This is a genomic window from Streptomyces fumanus (assembly GCF_014655295.1).
GTDB classification, from domain to species: Bacteria; Actinomycetota; Actinomycetes; order Streptomycetales; family Streptomycetaceae; genus Streptomyces; species Streptomyces fumanus.
This window is the reverse complement of the sequence record NZ_BNBI01000003.1, coordinates 261643-279827: the sequence shown is the minus strand read 5'-3', so window position 1 is coordinate 279827 and position 18185 is coordinate 261643. Positions and strand designations below refer to the sequence as shown.

At 74.3% G+C, this 18185-nt stretch carries 15 protein-coding genes; 9 read left to right on the top strand and 6 right to left on the bottom strand.

Annotated elements, in window-relative coordinates; translation table 11 throughout:
- Nucleotides 1–2: 2 nt before the first annotated feature.
- The 3 genes from IE316_RS08390 to IE316_RS08380 are packed head-to-tail and all read right to left on the bottom strand — an operon-like array spanning nucleotide 3 to nucleotide 3509.
- Nucleotides 3–1502, bottom strand: a complete 1500-nt coding sequence (locus IE316_RS08390; protein WP_190203519.1) for a GMC oxidoreductase — start codon at nucleotides 1500–1502, stop codon at nucleotides 3–5.
- Nucleotides 1503–1524: 22 nt separating this feature from the next.
- Entirely contained in the window at nucleotides 1525–2445 is a 921-nt protein-coding gene (locus tag IE316_RS08385) for a sugar phosphate isomerase/epimerase family protein (protein WP_190203518.1), read from the bottom strand.
- Complete coding sequence (locus tag IE316_RS08380) at nucleotides 2442–3509, bottom strand: Gfo/Idh/MocA family protein (protein WP_190203517.1); 1068 nt, start codon at nucleotides 3507–3509, stop codon at nucleotides 2442–2444. The genes IE316_RS08385 and IE316_RS08380 overlap by 4 nt, the downstream gene beginning before the upstream one ends.
- A 135-nt stretch (nucleotides 3510–3644) precedes the next feature.
- Here IE316_RS08380 and IE316_RS08375 point away from each other — a divergent pair, with 135 nt between their 5' ends.
- From IE316_RS08375 to IE316_RS08365, 3 genes are all read left to right on the top strand, one after another.
- A complete protein-coding gene (locus IE316_RS08375; RefSeq protein WP_190203516.1) occupies nucleotides 3645–4916 on the top strand; it encodes an ROK family protein in 1272 nt (423 codons plus the stop codon).
- 292 nt (nucleotides 4917–5208) lie between these two features.
- The gene (locus IE316_RS08370; protein WP_190203515.1) at nucleotides 5209–6549 is read left to right on the top strand and encodes an MFS transporter; all 1341 of its coding nucleotides are present in this window, start codon (nucleotides 5209–5211) and stop codon (nucleotides 6547–6549) included.
- An 84-nt stretch (nucleotides 6550–6633) separates the two neighbouring features.
- The gene (locus IE316_RS08365) at nucleotides 6634–7941 is read left to right on the top strand and encodes a C-glycoside deglycosidase beta subunit domain-containing protein (RefSeq protein ID WP_190203514.1); all 1308 of its coding nucleotides are present in this window, start codon (nucleotides 6634–6636) and stop codon (nucleotides 7939–7941) included.
- A 122-nt stretch (nucleotides 7942–8063) separates the two neighbouring features.
- Here IE316_RS08365 and IE316_RS08360 read toward each other — a convergent pair whose 3' ends face one another.
- The 3 genes from IE316_RS08360 to IE316_RS08350 are packed head-to-tail and all read right to left on the bottom strand — an operon-like array spanning nucleotide 8064 to nucleotide 11269.
- Complete coding sequence (locus IE316_RS08360; RefSeq protein ID WP_190203513.1) at nucleotides 8064–9086, bottom strand: TolB family protein; 1023 nt, start codon at nucleotides 9084–9086, stop codon at nucleotides 8064–8066.
- A gap of 29 nt (nucleotides 9087–9115) precedes the next feature.
- Entirely contained in the window at nucleotides 9116–10393 is a 1278-nt protein-coding gene (locus IE316_RS08355) for an MFS transporter (protein ID WP_190203512.1), read from the bottom strand.
- A 27-nt stretch (nucleotides 10394–10420) separates the two neighbouring features.
- Nucleotides 10421–11269: a glycosyltransferase family 2 protein gene (locus IE316_RS08350; RefSeq protein ID WP_190203511.1), complete on the bottom strand. Its 849-nt coding sequence runs from the start codon at nucleotides 11267–11269 to the stop codon at nucleotides 10421–10423.
- Nucleotides 11270–11612: 343 nt separating this feature from the next.
- Here IE316_RS08350 and IE316_RS08345 point away from each other — a divergent pair, with 343 nt between their 5' ends.
- The 6 genes from IE316_RS08345 to IE316_RS08320 are packed head-to-tail and all read left to right on the top strand — an operon-like array spanning nucleotide 11613 to nucleotide 18099.
- Nucleotides 11613–13052, top strand: coding sequence for a sugar transferase (locus tag IE316_RS08345; protein WP_190203510.1), 1440 nt, complete (start codon nucleotides 11613–11615; stop codon nucleotides 13050–13052).
- A gap of 23 nt (nucleotides 13053–13075) precedes the next feature.
- Nucleotides 13076–14125, top strand: coding sequence for a Gfo/Idh/MocA family protein (locus tag IE316_RS08340; protein WP_229910275.1), 1050 nt, complete (start codon nucleotides 13076–13078; stop codon nucleotides 14123–14125).
- A gap of 50 nt (nucleotides 14126–14175) precedes the next feature.
- Nucleotides 14176–15150 carry an NAD-dependent epimerase/dehydratase family protein gene (locus IE316_RS08335; protein ID WP_190203508.1) on the top strand — a complete coding sequence of 325 codons (975 nt, stop codon included), beginning with the start codon at nucleotides 14176–14178 and terminating at the stop codon, nucleotides 15148–15150.
- Nucleotides 15147–16289, top strand: a complete 1143-nt coding sequence (locus IE316_RS08330; RefSeq protein ID WP_229910274.1) for a DegT/DnrJ/EryC1/StrS family aminotransferase — start codon at nucleotides 15147–15149, stop codon at nucleotides 16287–16289. The genes IE316_RS08335 and IE316_RS08330 overlap by 4 nt, the downstream gene beginning before the upstream one ends.
- Nucleotides 16286–16984: a NeuD/PglB/VioB family sugar acetyltransferase gene (locus tag IE316_RS08325; protein WP_190203507.1), complete on the top strand. Its 699-nt coding sequence runs from the start codon at nucleotides 16286–16288 to the stop codon at nucleotides 16982–16984. The genes IE316_RS08330 and IE316_RS08325 overlap by 4 nt, the downstream gene beginning before the upstream one ends.
- Nucleotides 16981–18099, top strand: a complete 1119-nt coding sequence (locus tag IE316_RS08320) for a DegT/DnrJ/EryC1/StrS family aminotransferase (RefSeq protein ID WP_190203506.1) — start codon at nucleotides 16981–16983, stop codon at nucleotides 18097–18099. Before IE316_RS08325 ends, IE316_RS08320 begins: the two co-directional genes overlap by 4 nt.
- The last annotated feature ends 86 nt before the right edge of the window (nucleotides 18100–18185 follow it).

Here is an 18185-nt window from a genome sequence, read left to right as displayed (position 1 = left end):
TGTCAGCGGGCCGGGGTTGCCACGTGGCCGACCGCCGACCCCAGGTGCTCCACCAGGGCCCGGGCCCCCCGCACGGCGAGGGCGACCGAGGTCAGGGTCGGGTTGCAGGCGGTGGCGGTGGGGATGACGTTGTTGCCGGCGAGCCACAGGCCGTGGATGTTCCACACCCGGCTGTGGGTGTCGCAGACGCTGGTGCCGTCGTCGGCGGGGCCCATGCGGGTGGTGCCCTGGTAGTGCAGGGAGCTGCCGGCCGGGAGCAGGACCGGGGAGTCGTCCAGGGGGATGCCCACGGCGGCGCCCGCTTCGGCGACGGCCCGCTTGGCCCGCTCGATGGCGGCGAGGTCGGCGTCGGTGTAGCGGTAGTGGATGCGCGGGGCGGGCAGCCCGTAGGCGTCGGTCTCGGTGTCCGAGAACTCCACCCGGTCCTCGGGCGTGATGTCCTTGGCGCAGAACCAGCCCAGGCCGACCACGGCACCGGGCGCCACCTCGACGCCGTCGGCGAGCGGCACGGGGGAGGCGTCGAGCTGCATGACCTGCCCGTGGAAGGGCTGCGCGTCGGTGTACGGCACCCAACTGACCCCGCTCTGCGGCACGATCGCCCCGTCCTCGTCCCGGGTGCGGCCGGTGACGGCACGGTGCGCGGCGACCACGTCGTCGGGCAGGCGGACGGCGTAGACGATCTGCGGCTGGTCGTTGAGGTACCGGCCCAGCGCGGGCGGGCGGACGCCGGAGGCGTGCAGCAACTGCGGGGTGCGCAGGGCGTCCGCGGCGACGACCACCGCGCGGGCCCCGACGCCCCGTTCCTCGCCGGTGACCTGGTCGCGTACGGTCACCCCGGTCACCGTGTCGCCGTCCAGGTCGACGCGCAGGCACAGGCAGCGGTCGGCGATCTCCACCCGCTCGTCGTGCGCCGCCCCGCCGAGGATCACGTCGGTGCCGCTCCAGACATGGGCGCCGTCGGCGCGCGCGGTGACGGCCAGCGGCATCGCGGCCACCCGCCGGTCCGCCGCCCGGCCGGGGTCGAACAGCGCGGAGAGCCGTGCGCGCACCTCGTCGGCGAAGGGCGCCCCGTCGAAGACGTGCGCGTCCACGTGCAGGAGCCGTTCGGCGCGGGCGAGGTCGGCGTCCAGTTCGGCGGCGGGCAGGAAGCCGATGCGCTCGCCGTCGCCGGGGCGGGGGCAGGCGCCGGTCCAGTGGGCGCCCATGCCGCCGACGTTGGTGGAGAGCGCGGCGGCGGGCAGTTCCGGCGCGCCGAGGAGCCGGGTGCCGGGGCGGCCTGCCGGGCCGGGGCCCTCCGAGGCGCGCTGGGCGCGGGCGCGTTCCCCGGGGTCGGGGATGTTCTTCACATGGCGGCCGGGGTCGTCGGTCAGCCGAGGGCCGGCGTCCAGGAGCAGGACGCGGGCGGTGGGGTGCCGCTCGTACACCTCGCGGACGTAGGCGCTGCCGGTGGGGCCGCTGCCGACGACCACGAGGTCGTAGGCGGGTGCCGAAGGGAGGGACATGGGGGAGCTCCGGGTGTGAGGGTCAGGCCACCACGAGGGGGCGCAGGGTGCGGTGGGCGATGGTGAGGCCCTGGCAGACCTTCTCCGGGGTGCCGCCCCACAGGGGGTCCTCGTGCTCGACGGAGAGGGTGCCGGTGAAGCCGGTCTCGTAGAGCCGGTCGACGACGCGGGCCCAGTCGACCTGGCCGCGCCCCGGCACCCGGTAGCGCCACCAGCCGGTGGCCCAGGGGTCGCCGTTCTTGGCGGTGGTGCCGAAGAAGCCGTAGCGGTTGCGGGCCACCGGGTCCAGCTCGATGTCCTTGGCCTGGGCGTGCGCGATGCGGTCGGCGTAGGGCGCGATGGTGGCCAGCGGGTCGATGCCGAGCCACATCAGGTGCGAGGGGTCCCAGTTGAGGTACAGGCCGAGGGAGAACATCCACTCCCACAGCTCGGGGGAGTAGGCGATGTTGCCCGGGTGGCCGTCGGGGTGCCAGCCCTCCATCACACAGTTCTCGATGACGAGCCGTACCCCGCGCTCGCCCGCGTAGTCGACGAGTTCGGGCAGGACCCGCTCGGCCTCGCGCTGGTTGTCCGGCACGCTGAGCGAGGGGTCCCGGCCGATGAACGTACCGACGTAGGGCACCCCCAGCGCCCGGGCGGCGTCGACGGCGTGCTTGAGGTGGGCGCGGATCTCCGCGCGGCGCCCGGGGTCGGGGTGGAGGTTGTTCTCGTAGTACGCCAGCGCCGAGATCTCCAGCCCCGTCTCCCGCAACAGCCCCTGTACGCGGTCGTGTTCGGCCGCGTCGAAGCGGGCCACGTCGATGTGGGCGGCCTCGAAGTCACGGCCGCCGGTGCCGGGCCAGACGGCGACCTCCAGGCGTTCGTAACCGGTGTCGGCCGCCCAGGCGGCGACGCGTTCCAGCGGCCAGGTGGGCAGACAGGCGGTGAGCATGCCCAGTTTCACGCGGGGACCTCCGTCCAGTCGGTGGTGTCGGCGGCCGAGTCCAGCACCGCCTGGGTCAGCCGGGCGGCGCGCAGACCGGCGCCGAAGCCGGGCAGTCCGTCGGGGGCCTCGCCCCGGACGGCGGCGTAGGTGTCGGCGACGAAGTCGGCGAAGCACTCGTGGTAGCCCTGGGGGTGCCCGGCGGGCAGCGCGTCCGCCCGGCCGCCGGCGTGGGCGGGGTCGCGCAGCAGTACGCGGTTGGCGTCCCGGCCGCCGACCCACAGGCTTTCGGGACGCTCCTGGTCGAAGACGTAACTGGCGTCGGGGCCGTCGAAGGAGAACCACAGCCGGTTCTTGCGGCCGGCGCTGGCCTGGCTGACGACCAGCGAGCCCAGCGCGCCCGCGTCGGTGCGGAAGGAGATCACACCGCCGTCCTCGGTGGTCACCGGGCGGCCCCCGCGCACCGGATGGGCGCTGCCCAGCACCGCCCGCAGCGCCGTGATGCGCTGCCCGGTCACGAACTCCATCAGGTCGCACCAGTGGATGCCGATGTCGCCGAAGGCCCTGCTGTCACCGCCCCGGGCGCCGTCCACCCGCCAGTTGTCCGCCTCCGGGTCGGCGAGCCAGTCCTGCAGGTACGAGCCGTGCAGCAGCCACGGCCCCCGGCCGCCGGCCGAGATCATCGAACGCGCCAGCCGTACCGAGGCGTAGTAGCGGTAGACGAACGGCACGGTGGCCACCCGCCCCGCTCGCTCGGCGAGCCCGGCCAGGTCGGCGGCCTCCTTCACCGAGAGGGCGAGCGGCTTCTCGCAGACCACGTGTTTGCCGGCCTCCAGCACCCGCCGCGCCATGTCGTGGTGCAGGTGGTTCGGCGTGCAGATGTGCACCACGTCCACGTCGGAGTCCAACACCTGCTGGAACGTGGCGGGTTCGGCGCCGGGCGACGCCCCGGCCAGCTCGCGGGCGCGGGCCGGCGAACTGCCGGCGACCCACCGCACCCGGCCTCCGGCCGCCGTGACGGCGCGGGCGTGCACGGACCCCATGAATCCGGTCCCCACGACCGCGGCCTGAATCTGCTGCGTCATGGCAGCCTCCGGCTTCTGTCCTGTGAGCGATGACGAACGAACGACGGCTGAGCCGCGAGCGCCACTATTGCACGTCACATGCAAAAGTCGTCAAGTGCGGACCTCGTTCCGGCGGAAGTGCGCGATGATGTCCGCATGTCACGCCGACCGCCCACCGCCATCGACCAGTACGAGGCCCTGGCCACCGTCGTGCGCCTGGTGCGCCGCGGCCGGGCCCGGACCCGCCCCGAACTGGGCGCGGCCGCGCTGCTGGGCCGCACCGTCATCTCCCAGCGGGTGGAGGAGGCCATCTCCCTCGGCCTCCTGGAGGACGCCGACGTCGCTCCGTCCAGCGGCGGCCGGGCGCCCCGGCGGCTGCGCTTCCGGTCGGAGGAGGGCCTGGTGCTCTCCGCGGTGCTCGGCGCCGCCGCGCTCGACGTCGCCGTCACCGACCTCGACGCCCGGGTGCTGGACCACCGCCACCTGGAGTGGCCGGTCGCCCACGGCCCCGAGCGGACCTTCGACTTCCTCGACGAGTACTTCGCCGAGCTGCTGAAGGCACACGACCCGGCGCAACTGTGGGCGGTGGTGATCGGCGTGCCCGGACCGGTCGAGTTCGCCACGGGCCGGCCCTCGCAGCCCCCGATCATGCCGGGCTGGGACGGGTACGACATCCGCGGCCGGATGCAGCGGCGCCACGGCGTGCCGGTCTGGGTCGACAACGACGCCAACCTGCTCGCCCTCGGCGAGGCCAGGAGCACCGGCCTGGACGACGACCAGCACATGATCTACGTCAAGGCCGGCACCGGCATCGGCGCGGGCGTCGTCAGCCGGGGCCGGGTGCACCGCGGCAGCAAGGGCGCCGCCGGCGACATCGGGCACGCCCGGGTCCTGGAGGACAACTCCGTGATGTGCCGGTGCGGGCGCACCGGCTGCCTGGAGGCCCTGGCGGGCGGCTGGGCGCTGGCCCGCGACGCGGTGACCGCCGTCCACGAGGGGCGCAGCCGCTACCTCGCCGACATCCACCGCGCCACCGGCGAGATCACCCCGGCCGACATCGGCCGCGGGGTGGTCGCGGGCGACGCGTGGTGCCTGACGGCGGTGGCACGGGCCGCGGAGCGCATCGGCAGCCTGATGGCCGCGCTGGTGAACTTCTACAACCCCGACTGCGTGGTCTTCGGCGGCGGCGCGGTGGCCGGCGGGGACACCTTCCTGCGCGTCGCGGACCACACCGTACGCAGCCGGGCGCTGCCGCTGGCCGCCGCGGACCTGACGGTACGGGCCGCGGTGACCGGTGACACCGGGGGTGTGGTGGGCGGCGCCCACCTCGCCGTCGACATGCTGCTGTCGGCGGACGCGCTCGCCGCGTGGGCCCCCGGGGGGCGGCCGTCGGCGGTCGAGCCGGACCGGTTGGTGGCCGGGGTGTGACGCTGCGGGTGGCGGGGGGTGCGTTGCCGGACGCGCAGGCCGGCAACGCGCACACCTCACCGGCGACCGCCGGGCCGATGCCCCGGCCTGCACCATCCGTCCTGTCGATGGCGACCCTATGGGTACCCCAGAAGCATTGACTTCTGCTGATGGCGTGCATAAGTTCCGTCGACAGCGAGCGGACTCCGGACGAGGCCCGCCGCGGTCATCGGCGGCCGCCCCCCGTTCCCCGACTTCCGGGCGCAGCGGCGGCACGCCCTCTGTCTCCCGAAGGGACTCGACGATGAGTGCCGTGCCCTCTCCCGCCACCGGTGTGGCCACCCCGTCCTCCGCCGGGCCGCGCCCCCTGTCCCGGGCCGCCCAGTTCGGCTACGGCCTCGGCGACCTCGCGTCCAACCTCACCTGGACCACCCTGACGGCGTTCCTGCTGTTCTTCTACACCGACGTCGCCGCCCTGAGCGCCGCCACCGCCGGCACCATCCTGCTGCTCGGCCGGATCGCGGACGCGGTCATCGACCCGGTGGTCGGGCTGGCCGTGGACCGCACCCGCAGCCGCTTCGGCCGCGCCCGCCCCTACCTGATCTTCGCCGCGCCCGTCCTGGGCGTCGTCTTCGCCCTGGCCTTCACCTCGCCCGGCGGCGGCACCACCGCCGTGGTCTGGGCGGCGGCCACCTTCGTCGCCGTCGGCATCAGCCACTCGCTCGTCAACGTCCCCTACGGCGCGATGCTGCCCATGCTCACCGACGACGCCGACACCCGTCTGAAGATGAGCGGCTACCGGTTCATCGGCGCCTCGCTCGGCCTGATCGCCGTCTCCCTCGCCGTGATGCCCCTGGTCCAGGCCCTGGGCGGCGACGACCGGGGCCGCGGCTTCACCGGCATGGCCGTCGTCCTGGGCGCCGTCGGCACCCTGCTGTACTGGATCGTCGCCCTGCTGTGCCGGGAACGCCCCGCACCGCCGGTGCCCCGGGAGGCCGCCACCTGGCGCGCCCTGGCGGCACTGCCCCGCAACCGCCACTGGCTCGGCGTGAGCACGGCGTCCCTGCTGGCCTTCGTCCGCCTGGGCATCATCACCGCCGGCGCCGTCTACTACGCCCGTGACGTCCTGCACGACGCCTGGGCCACCAGTTACATCCTGCTCACCTTCTCCCTCTCCGCCCTGGTCGGCTCGGTCCTCACCCCGTGGTTCCTGCGCCGTACCGGCAAGCGCCGCGGCATCAACTACGGCCTCGCCGCCACCGCCGCCCTGTACGTCCCGCTGTTCTTCCTCGACGGACGGCCGGCCGTCTTCCTCACCGTCTTCCTCGTCGCCAACCTGCTCGGCGGATTCGGCTTCGTCGCCGCCCCCGCGCTCGTCTCCGACACCGTCGACCACCACGAGACCCTCACCGGCCGCCGCGACGAGGGCCTCCTCTACGCCGGTTACAGCTTCGCCACCAAGGTGGGCACGGCACTCGGCGGCGCCTTCTTCGCGTGGGCGCTGGCCTGGGGCGGATACCGCGCCGACCACGTCTCGGCGGAGGCCGGCCGGGCCATCGAGTGGGCCTTCGTCGGACTCCCCGTCGCGCTCTGCCTGGCCCAGGCCGCCTGCATGGCCCTGTACGGCCTGGAGAACCGCGAACACCCCGCCTGACCCGCACCCCCGCACCCCGCACATCTCACACCCCCCACCCTGCACCCCCGCCCCCACCCTTTTTCTCCGTACCGAAGGACCACCATGCTCGAACGCCCGATCATCCAGCAGCGCGGCTTCCGCAACACGACCGGCGACACCGGTGTCACGGGCTTTGAGATGCTGCTGCGCAACCCCAACTACCGGGGCGTCGCCGGCAGCCTCGTCGACGGCGCCGACGTGACCGTCGACGGCCGGGCGTTCCCGCGCGAGGCCCAGCGCTGGACGCTGCAAGGGCGTACCTTCACGCTCGACGAACTGCGCGCCTCCACCGACGTACGGTGGCCGCTGGACGAGACCGCCGTGCTCGGCGTCGACCACCCGGGCGGCCTGAGCGCGGGCACCCACCGCGTGGAGGTCGCCGTCCACCTGCGCCGGCCCTACATCCCCGAGGTCGCCGGACCCTCCGTGTTCCGCTCCGCCGCCACCGCCACGATCGTGCCCGGCGCCGACCCCGCCGACGGGCTGCGCCACGGCGTCTCCCTCTACAGCTTCTCCGGCGACCTCTACACCTCGATGACCCTCGAGGACGCCATGGCCGACATCGCCGACCTCGGCGCCACCGGCATCGAGATCCTCGGCGAGGGCAACATTCCCGGCTACCCCGAGCCCGACCCGGCCTGGGTCGACACCTGGCACCGCCTGCTGGACCGGTACGGGCTGACGCCGACGAACTACGGCTCCTGGGTCGACACCGCCATGTGGCGCGACCGCGACCTCACCGCCGAGGAGGCCCGCGCCCAGCTCGCCCGCGACCTCCGGCTCGCCAAGCTGCTCGGGTTCACCTCCGTACGCCCCAAGTTCGGCGTGGTCACCCCGGATCTCGACCCGCACCCCGTCTGGGAGCCCGCCGTGGCAGGCGTCCTCGACCTGGCCGCCGACCTCGACATCGTGATCTGCCCCGAGATCCACAGCCCCACCCCGATCAAGCACCCCGTCACCCAGGGCTACCTCGACTTCATCGACCGGACCGGCAGCGACCACTTCAAGCTGCTCATCGACACCGGCATCTTCCAGACCGCGCCGGTCGACGACGGCCACGAGGGCTTCGAGGGCAAGAAGCGCCCGGCGTTCCTGGAGCCGCTCGCCGTGCCCATGGCGGACCTCGCCGAGGTGCTGCCGCATGTGCACTTCATCCAGGCCAAGTTCTTCGAGATCGACGACACCCTCACCGACCTGCACATCCCCTGGCCCGACATCGTCGCCACCCTGCGAGCGGCCGGCTGGCGCGGCTGGCTCTCCAGCGAGTACGAGGGCCGGCGCGAGCCCTACCGGGGCCGTGACCAGGTCCGCCGCCAGCACGCCCTGCTCCGCTCCCTGATCCAGGATTCGGACCGCCCCGCGACCTCCTGACCGGCTCAGGAGGGTGCTGGGGTCACCGGCGCCGGAACGGGCGGTGCGTCACACCGGGACGGTCGACGTCGAACGGGCGGCGGCCGGAGCGACAGCGCCGCGGGAGAACCCGCGCGGACGGCTCACAGCGGCGCCGGGGAGGACGCCCCGGCGAGCAGCAGCCGGGGGGCGCCGGTGCCGTCCGCCGGTACGGTCCACAGGTCGCTGCGGCCGACCGCGCCGTCGGCGGGCAGGGCGTAGGCGAGGGTGTCGTCGTCCAGCCAGGTGGCCTGGTCGTCGACGCTGCGGCGCTCGGCGAGCGGGGTCCGGCGCAGGGTGCGCAGATCGAGGACGTACTCGCGCCACAGGTCGGTCCGGGACAGCACCCGCTTCTTGAAGGCGACCCGGGTGCCGTCGGGGGAGAGCGAGGGGCACTCCACGTTCTCGGTGAGGGTGGTGACCGAGCGGCCGGAGACCGAACCGCGCACCAGATAGGTCTTGCCGGCGGTGTTGAGGGTGGCGTAGAAGGTGTCGTCGTCGGTGGCGAAGGTGACGCCCCAGAAGTTGACGTCGGCGGCGCGGTACGGCTCGCCGTCCAGGGTGATGGCGAATTCCTCCAGGCTCGGTACGAGCCGCATGGTGCGGGTGTCGAGGATCGAGGTCCGGGTGGAGAAGAACGTCGAGGCGTAGGACTCGCCGGAGACGAACACGGTCCAGGCGGCGAAGCGGCCGCTGGGCGAGACCCGGGCCCGGCTCGGCGTGCCCGCGAGGGCGAAGGTGCGCTGGACGCGCAGGCGCGAGTCGAGCAGCAGGGCGCGGTTGCGCTGCTTGAGCACACCGGGGTCGGAGCGCAGGCAGACGCCGGTGCCGGCCGCCGCGTAGAACCGCGCGCACTTCAGGCCGGACGCGGTGCGGGCGCCCTCCGGGTCGGCGGCGGGCACCGTGGTGACGGCCGTGCGGTGCGGGCCGGGGGTGCCGTTGACGAACGCCAGCCGGTCCCGCTGCCCGAGGGTCACCGGCCCTCCGCTCACGGCGGGGTCGCCCGCTCGCGGGCGGTCGGCGCGGTCCGCGCGGTCGGCGGCGCGCAGCACCATGCCGGTCGCCGCGCCCGCGAGCACCAGGACCGCCGCGACGAGGACGAACAGGCGGCGGCGTAGCGATGTCATCGGGGTCCTCGCTGCTGGTCGGGTGGTGGTCATCGGGTGGGGCGGGCGGGGCGCAGCACCAGGGCGGCGACGGTCGCGCAGCACAGCAGGCCGATCGCGGCGGCGGTCAGCGCGGGGCCGTCCCCCCACATCGTCCAGGCGGCGCCGAACCCCAGCGAGCAGCCGAACCGGGCCAGGGCCTGGCCGGTGCCCACGATCGCCAGGCCGCTGGCGCGCAGGTGCTCGGGCACGATCCCGGCCAGCGCGGCCGGAAGCACCCCGTCGGTGGCGGCGTAGAAGACGCCGTGCAGACCGAGCACGAGTGGCACGAGCAGGGGGGTGGCCGGGGCCCACAGCAGCAGGGCGTAGGCGGTGAGCAGGCCCAGGTGCCCGGCGAGGAAGACGACGTGCCGGCCGATCCGGTCGGCCAGCGCGCCCAGCGGAACGGCCAGCAGCAGGAACACCGCGGCGGTGCCCAGCGGCAGCAGCGGGAACCACTCCTCGCCGATGCCCGCCCGGCGTTGCAGCAGCAGATATACGAACGCGTCGCTGACGGTGGTCAGCCCGAGCAGCGCGGCGCAGCAGGCGATCGCCCGCAGGCGGGGCAGTCTCAGCAGCGCCAGCGCCTCGCGCAGCCGTACCGGCGGGCGGGCGGTGCTCGGGGCGGTGCCGGCCCCGGGCGGCTCCGGCCGCCGGCGCCGGCCGGGCACGAACAGCACCAGGACGAGCACGCCGAGCGTGGCGACGCAGGCGCTGACGCCGAACACCGCGTCGTAGCCGTCGGCCGCCGCGCGCAGGATGAGGAACGCGGCCAGCGGCCCGAGCAGTGCGCCGGTGGTGTCCATCGCCCGGTGCACACCGAAGGCGCGGCCCTGGTGGGCGACCGGCGTGGACAGGGAGATCATCGCGTCGCGCGGGGCGGTGCGCAGGCCCTTGCCGGTCCGCTCCAGCGCCAGGACGGTGCCGAGCGCGGCGGCCGAACCGGCCAGCATCAGCAGCGGCTTGCACAGGGCGGACAGCCCGTACCCGAGCCCCGCCAGCAGTTTGTGGTCGCGGACCCGGTCGGCGAGATGGCCGCCCAGGAGCTGGACGAGCGCGCTGACGCCGTTGTAGACGCCGTCGAGGGCGCCGAACGCCACCGGGCTGAAGCCGAGCGTGGTGACGAGGTAGAGCGGCAGCACGGCGGTGACCATCTCCGAGGAGACGTCGGTGATCAGGCTGACCGTGCCGAGGACGAGTACGACCGGGGCGACCCGGGCCCGCCGGCCGCGTCTTCGGCCCGGTCCGGTGTCCGCCTCCGGCGGGGCGGAGCGGTCGGTGAGGTACATGGACGGAAAACCCCCCGTGCGGTGCGCTCAGTCCTGCCGGCTGCTGTCGTCCCGCAGCCAGGTGCCGAAGTCCTGCTCCCGGACGGCCTTCGCGGCCCTGCGGCGGGCCAGGAGCGCCGCCGCGAGGAACACGGCCACGCAGGGCAGCAGCTCCGGTTCCCGGCGCAGCAGGGCGGTGAGGTCGGCCACACCGGTGCGTGCCGAGGGGCTCCCCGGGCCCTGCCGCTGTTCGAGCTGGGTGGTGGAGACCGCGGCCCGGACCCGCCGCCTCATCAGGTCCCGCCAGGTGCGCGGCGGCCGGACCACCACCTCGGCCGCGTCGACCACGCGCCGCTCCCGGGGCGTGAACGCCAGGGACGCGGCCAGGTCGTCCGCCATCAGCGGCGGCAGCGCGGCGATCCGGGCGTGGCCCTCTTTGGAGACGGCGATGACACCCCGCCCGAACAGGCCCTCGCGGACGGCCGGCAGGCGCTGCCACACCCGGTAGTAGGCCCGTACCGGCCAGGCGCAGCCGCGCAGCGGGACGCGCCGGGCGGGAGCGGTGGCGAGGACGCCGGAGGTGTCGTCGGTCAGCGGCCCGGTCAGCGCCCGCACCCCGGCGGAGGTGAGCACCACGTCGGCGTCCACGTAGAGCCGGGGGAAGCCGAGCGCGTGGTCGTCGCCCGCGCGCAGGGCGGCGTGCTTGGAGGGCACGGGGATCTCCACGACCCGTACCCGCGGGCCGTACCCGGCGGCGATCCTCGCGGTGTCGTCGGTGCAGCCGTTGCACACCACCACGATGTCGGTGTCGTCCTCGCCGGAGTCGGCCAGCAGCGCTTCGAGGAGCCGGCCGATCACCCGCGCCTCGTTGTGCGCCGGGATCACAATGCTCGTCACCTCGGCAGTATGCGGCCGGCCGTACCCGCGCGAGGTGTGTTTAGTCCAACTGTTCCCGCGACTGCGGTCAATAGTCTAGATTGACGTCCGCTGGGCCGGAGTTGGGGGAGGGGAACGGTCCGCGCACCGCATGCCGGAGCGCGGCCCTCGAAGCCGGCGCGCGAGCAAGGATGTACCAACAGGCAAGGGCCAGGCGGCGGTTGGGGAACCGCCAAGGCTGTCTCGTACGTCGGTGCCGGGGTGTGGAGGAGACACACCGGTGTCGATCCAGCCCTGGCTGCGGACGTGTGACTGACGTTCCGCATGCTCGCGGTCGGGGGGAGCTGCGCGTGTGGTGGGGGCCATGACCATTGAGGTCACGCACGAGCCGGTGGAAGTGGAACGCAGACGTCCGCAAGCCCGCCGAAGACCCTGGGAGCGGAAGTACCGGACGGTCCTGCTGGTGGCGGACGGCCTGGTGGCCGTGACCGCGTCCGGGGTGATCCACGGTGCCTACGGCCGGTGGACGGTGGCCCTGGTGCTGCCGCCGACCTGGATCGTCATGATGGTCGCCCACCGTTCCTACGACAGCGGCGTCCTGGGCCTGGGCGCCGAGGAGTACCGGCGGGTCCTGCGCGGCGCGCTGACGCTGCCGGCCCTGGCCGGTGCCGTGTACTGGCTGGTCACCCACGATCCGGCGCTGCTGCACGACATGGCCCTCGGCGCGCTGCCGCTCGCCGGGCTGGCCCTGCCGGCCCGCTGGGTCCTGCGCCGCCGGTTGCACCGCCGCTGGGCGCGGGGCCGCGAACGCAGCTCGGCCCTCCTGGTCGGCCCGGCCCGCGCCGTCCTGGAACTGGTCGCCGTGATGCGACGCGGCGGCGCCCAGGAACTCCAGGTCACCGGGGTGTGCCTGAGCGACCCGGAGAACGCCTCGGAGATCCGCAGGGCGGGGCTGCCCGTGCTCGGCGGCGTCGGCGACATGACCGACGTGGTCCGGGCCCTCGGCATCGGCACCGTCGTGGTGTTCCCCAGCGAGGGACTGGACTCCTCCGTGCTGCGCCGCATGTCCTGGACGGCCGCCGCGCAGGGCGTCGACTTCCTGCTGGCCCCCATGCTCGCCGACATCGCCGCGCCCCGCCTGGCGGTCCGGCCCGCGGGCGGCGTGCCCCTGCTGCGGATCAAGGCGCCCCGGCTCTCGGGAGCCGCCCGGCTGCCCAAGGAAGCACTGGACCGCTGCTGCGCCGCCGTGCTCCTGCTGCTGCTGGCGCTGCCCATGCTGCTGGTCGCCCTCGTCGTCCGGCTGGACAGCCCCGGCCCGGCCCTATTCCGCCAGCAGCGCGTGGGCCGCTACGGCGATCACTTCACGATGCTCAAGTTCCGTACCATGCGCCCCGACTCGGAGGTACTGCGCGCGGAACTGGCCCACCTCAACCAGAACAGCGACGGCCTGCTGTTCAAGGTCAAGGGCGACCCGCGCATCACCCGGGTCGGCGCGTTCCTGCGGCGCAGCTCCCTGGACGAACTCCCGCAACTGCTCAACGTGGTGCGCGGCCACATGTCGCTCGTCGGCCCGCGCCCGCCGCTGCCCGAGGAGGTCGAGGGCTACCCGCCGGACCTCAGGCGCCGGCTGCTGGTCAAACCCGGCCTGACCGGGCTCTGGCAGGTCAGCGGCCGCTCCGACCTGCCCTGGGACGAGGCCGTCCGCCTCGACCTCGGATACGTCGACAACTGGTCGATGGGCCTGGACCTGTCGATCCTGGCGCGCACCGGGTCCGCGGTGGTGCGCGGAACGGGGGCCTACTGATGGACCGAGGAAAGAAGACCGACGTGACACAGCAGCCGTTGGGGGTCGCCGTCGTCGGCGCCGGCTACTGGGGCCCCAACCTCGTGCGCAACTTCCAGGCCAGCGACCGTTTCCGGCTGCGCCACCTGTGCGACCTCGACGTGGAGCGGGCCCGGCGGGTCCTCGGCGGCTACTCCACCGTCCAGGCCACCGCGGACTACCCGGCCGTCCTCGCCGACCCCGAGGTCGACGCCGTCGCCGTGGCCACCCCGGCCGGCACCCACCTCGACATCGCCCTGGCCGCCCTGCGCGCCGGCAAGCACGTCCTGGTGGAGAAGCCGCTCGCCGCGACCTACGCCGACGGCATGCGCCTGGTCACCGAGGCCGAGGAGCGCGGCCTGACCCTGATGTGCGACCACACCTACTGCTACACCCCGGCCGTGGGCCGCATCCGGGAGGCGGTCCGCTCCGGCGAACTCGGCGAGATCCACTTCGTCGACTCGGTCCGCATCAACCTCGGACTCGTCCAGAAGGACATCGACGTCCTGTGGGACCTCGCCCCGCACGACCTGTCCATCCTGGACTTCATCCTCCCCGACACCGTCGAACCGGTCGCCGTCGCCGCCCACGGCGCCGACCCGATCGGCGCCGGACACGCCTGCGTCGCCTATCTGACGCTCCGGCTCAACACGGGCGCCATCGCCCACGTCCACGTCAACTGGCTCTCCCCGACCAAGGTCCGCACCACCATGGTGGGCGGCGCCAAACGCACCCTGCTCTGGGACGACCTCAACCCCCTCCAGCGGGTGGCCGTCTACGACCGGGGCGTGGACCTCGCCTCCCCGCACGAGATCGGTGTCGACGAACGCCGCGACATGCTCGTGTCGTACCGCTCCGGGGACATGGTCGCCCCCGCCCTCGGCGAGAAGGAGGCGCTGCGCTCCATGGTCGAGGAGTTCGCCGACGCCGTCCGCGAACGCCGGGCGCCGCTGACCGACGGCCGGGCGGGACTGCGGGTGCTGGACATCCTGGAGGCGGCCTCCCGCAGCCTCCAGTTCCAGGGCGCGGTCGTCGGCCTGCGCGCCGGCCACTGACCGCACGTCTCCCGGGCACCACCGCCGAACCCATCGAGAGGGCACCGCAGTTGAGCACCGTAGAAGGCAAGAAGATCCTGGTCACCGGGGGAGCGGGCACCATCGGCTCGCACCTGGTCGACCTCCTGGCGGCGGGCGGCGCCCGCGAGATCGTGGTGCTGGACAACTTCGTCCGCGGCCGGCGCGCCAACCTCGCCCAGGCGCTGACCAGCGGCGTGGTGGAGGTCGTCGAGGGCGACATCCGGGACACCGCCACCGTGCGGAAGGTCACCGAGGGCGCCGACCTGGTGTTCCACCTCGCCGCCATCCGCATCACCCAGTGCGCGGAGGAACCCCGGCTGGCCAACGAGGTCCTGGTCGACGGCACCTTCAACGTGCTGGAGGCGGCGGCCGAGGCCGGCGTCGCCAAGGTCGTCGCCTCCTCCTCGGCGTCCGTCTACGGCATGGCCGAGACCTTCCCCACCACCGAACGCCACCACCCCTACAACAACGACACCTTCTACGGCGCGGCCAAGGCGTTCAACGAGGGCATGCTGCGCAGCTTCCACGCCATGTACGGCCTGGACTACGTGGCGCTGCGCTACTTCAACGTGTACGGCCCCCGGATGGACATCCACGGCCTCTACACCGAGGTCCTCATCCGCTGGATGGAGCGCATCGAGGCGGGCGAGCCGCCGCTGATCCTCGGCGACGGCACCCAGACCATGGACTTCGTCGACGTCCGCGACATCGCCAGGGCCAATGTGCTGGCCGCCGAGGCGGACCTCACCGACGAGGTGTTCAACATCGCCAGCGGCACCGAGACCTCCCTGAAGGACCTGGCCGAGGCCCTGCTGGCGGCGATGGGCGCCCGGGGCCTGGAGCCCGAGCACGGCCCGGCCCGCGCGGTCAACGGCGTCACCCGGCGCCTGGCCGACACCTCCCGGGCGGCCGAGCGGCTCGGGTTCACCGCCGGGATCGACCTGCGCACCGGCCTGGACGACCTGGTCCGGTGGTGGCGCGCGGAGCGGGAGGCCGCCCAGTGAGCCCGGCGGACCGCATCCCGGTCATGATCCCCTGGCTCGGCGAGGAGGAGGCACGCGCCGCCTCCGACGCCGTGCTGTCCGGATGGGTCGCCCAGGGCCCCAGGGTCGCGGCCTTCGAGCGGGCCTTCGCCGAGCGGGTGGGCGCCGAGCACGCCGTCGCGGTCAGCTCCTGCACCACCGCCCTGCACCTGTCCCTGGTCGTGCTCGGCATCGGGCCCGGCGACGAGGTGGTGGTGCCCTCGCTGTCGTTCATCGCCACCGCCAACGCCGTACGGTACGTGGGCGCCCAGCCCGTCTTCGCCGACGTCGACCTCGCCACCGGCAACGTGACCGCGGCGACCGTCGACGCCGTGCGCACCCCCCGCACCCGGGCCGTCCTCGCCGTCCACCAGGGCGGCGTCCCGGCCGACGTGCACGCGCTGCGCGCCGCTTGCGCCGACTGGGGCCTGCCCCTGGTGGAGGACGCGGCCTGCGCCATCGGCGCCACCGTCGGCGGCAAGCCCGTCGGCCACGGCGCGCTGCTCGCCGCCTGGTCCTTCCACCCCCGCAAACTGGTCACCACCGGCGAGGGCGGCATGGTCACCACCGACGACGCCGGCACCGCGGCCCGACTGCGCCGGCTGCGCGAACACGGCATGAACGCCTCGGCCGCCGAACGCCACGCCAGCGACAAGCCCGTCCTGGAGAGCTATCTGGAGGTCGGCTTCAACTACCGGATGACCGACATCCAGGCCGCGGTCGGCCTGGTCCAGCTCGGCCGGCTCGACGCGATGATCGCCCGCCGCCGCGCACTCGCCGCCCGCTACGACCGGCTGCTGCGCGAGGTCCCGGGCCTCACCCCGGTGCGCGACCCCGCGCACGGGCAGGGCAACTTCCAGTCCTACTGGGTGCTGCTCGACGAGGACTTCCCCGGCGGCCGGGACGGGCTGCTCGGCGCGCTCGCCGAGGCCGGTGTCTCCGCCCGGCGCGGCATCATGGCCGCCCACCTCGAACCCGCCTACGCGGACCACCCGTGCGCGCCCCTGCCGGTCACCGAGCGCCTCAGCCGCGACTCGCTGATCCTGCCGCTGTTCCACACCATGACCGAGGCCCAGCAGGACCGGGTCGTGGCGGCACTCGGCGAACGGGCCCGCCGATGACCGACCTGCTGATCGTCGGCGCCGGCGGATTCGCCCGGGAGACCGCCCAGGCGGCGCTCGCCACCGGCGGGTTCACCCTGCGCGGACACCTCGACGACGACCCCGCCCTGCACGGCACCGAGGTGGACGGCGTGCCCGTCCTCGGCGACTGCGACCTCGTCCACGCCCTGCCCCGGGCCCGGGTGGTGATCTGCGTGGGCAACGTCCGCGACTACGCGGCCCGCGCCCGCCTGGTCCGGCGCCTCGGCCTGCCCGAGGAGCGGTACGCCACCGTCGTCCACCCGGCGGCGTCGGTCTCCGCCAGCTCGGCCGTGGGGCCCGGCTCGGTGCTGCTCGCGCACTGCGTGCTGACCGCCGCGGTCCGGGTCGGCGCGCACGTGGCGGTGATGCCGGGGACCGTGCTCACCCACGACGACGTGATCGGGGACTTCGCCACCCTCGCCGCCGGGGTCCGCCTCGGCGGGCACGTCCGGCTCGGGCGGGGCGTCTACCTGGCCTCCGGGGTGCTGGTCAGGGAGGGCACCACGGTCGGCGACTGGTCGCTGGTCGGCATGGGCAGCGGCGTGCTCGACGACGTACCGCCGGGCGAGGTCTGGGTGGGCAGCCCGGCCCGCAGGCTGCGCGCCGCGCCCGCCCCGGCGCTCGCCGAACTCGACACCCGCACCGCGTACGCACAGGGGGGACCCGTCAGATGAACCGTATTCCGCTGGTCGACCTCGCGGCGGCCCACGAGGAGGTCGCCGACGAGGTACGGGCCGGATTCGAACGGGTGCTGGCGCGGACCGCGTTCATCGGCGGCGAGGAGGTCCGCCTCTTCGAACGCGAGTACGCCGACTTCGGCGGGGTCGGACACTGCGTGGGCGTCGCCAACGGCACCGACGCCGTCGAACTCGCGCTGCGCGCCGCCGGGGTGGGACCCGGCGACGAGGTCGTGGTGCCCGCCAACACCTTCATCGCCACCGTCGGCGCGGTGGCCCGCATCGGCGCCCGCCCGGTCCTGGCCGACTGCCTGCCCGGCACCCTGCTCCTCGACCCGGAGGCGGCCCTCGCCGCGGCCGGCCCGGCCACCCGCGCGGTCGTCCCCGTCCACCTGTACGGGCAGATGGCCGACGTCGCCGCGCTGGCGGACCGCCTGCCCGGGCACGTCCGGATCGTGGAGGACGCCGCCCAGTGCCAGGGCGCCACCCGCGACGGCCGGACCCCGGGCCGCGGCGGCATCGCGGCGACCAGCTTCTACCCGGGCAAGAACCTGGGCGCCTACGGTGACGCGGGCGCCGTCCTGACCGACGACGAGGACCTGGCCGGCCTGGTCCGCGCCACCGCCAACCACGGCGGCGTCGCCAAGTACCGCCACGACGTGCCCGGATTCAACAGCCGCCTCGACACCCTCCAGGCCGTCGTCCTGCGCGCCAAACTGGCCCGGCTCGCGGAGGGCAACGCGGCCCGCCGCGCCGCCGCCGCCCGCTACGACGCGCTCCTCGCCGGCCTCGCCGCGGCCGGCCGGGTCGTCCTGCCGGTCACCGCGCCGGGCGCCACCCACGTCTGGCACCTGTACGTCGTCCAGGTCACCGGCGCCGACCGGGACGCCGTCGTCGGCAAGCTGGGCGCCGAGGGCATCGGCGCCGGGGTGCACTACCCCGACCCGGTCCACCTCACCCCGGCGTACCGGTACCTCGGGTACGCGCGGGGCGACTTCCCGCACGCCGAGCGGGCGGCGGACCGGATGCTGTCCCTGCCGCTCTACCCGCAGATCACCCCCGGCCAGCAGCAGCGCGTCGTGGACGTCCTCGCCCGCGCCCTCGGCCACTGAAGACCGCCGAAGACCACTCAAGGCCGCTGAAGGCCCCCGAAGGCCGCCGACCGGCCCCACCGCCCCACCCCGCACGGCCCGCACAG

Coding starts and splice junctions, on each gene's coding strand:
- IE316_RS08360 (WP_190203513.1), bottom strand. CDS start 9,086: ATGACATCGCTACGCCGCCGCCTGTTCGTCCTCGTCGCGGCGGTCCTG.
- IE316_RS08345 (WP_190203510.1), top strand. CDS start 11,613: ATGACCATTGAGGTCACGCACGAGCCGGTGGAAGTGGAACGCAGACGT.
- IE316_RS08365 (WP_190203514.1), top strand. CDS start 6,634: ATGCTCGAACGCCCGATCATCCAGCAGCGCGGCTTCCGCAACACGACC.
- IE316_RS08380 (WP_190203517.1), bottom strand. CDS start 3,509: ATGACGCAGCAGATTCAGGCCGCGGTCGTGGGGACCGGATTCATGGGG.
- IE316_RS08355 (WP_190203512.1), bottom strand. CDS start 10,393: ATGTACCTCACCGACCGCTCCGCCCCGCCGGAGGCGGACACCGGACCG.
- IE316_RS08325 (WP_190203507.1), top strand. CDS start 16,286: ATGACCGACCTGCTGATCGTCGGCGCCGGCGGATTCGCCCGGGAGACC.
- IE316_RS08375 (WP_190203516.1), top strand. CDS start 3,645: ATGTCACGCCGACCGCCCACCGCCATCGACCAGTACGAGGCCCTGGCC.
- IE316_RS08320 (WP_190203506.1), top strand. CDS start 16,981: ATGAACCGTATTCCGCTGGTCGACCTCGCGGCGGCCCACGAGGAGGTC.
- IE316_RS08390 (WP_190203519.1), bottom strand. CDS start 1,502: ATGTCCCTCCCTTCGGCACCCGCCTACGACCTCGTGGTCGTCGGCAGC.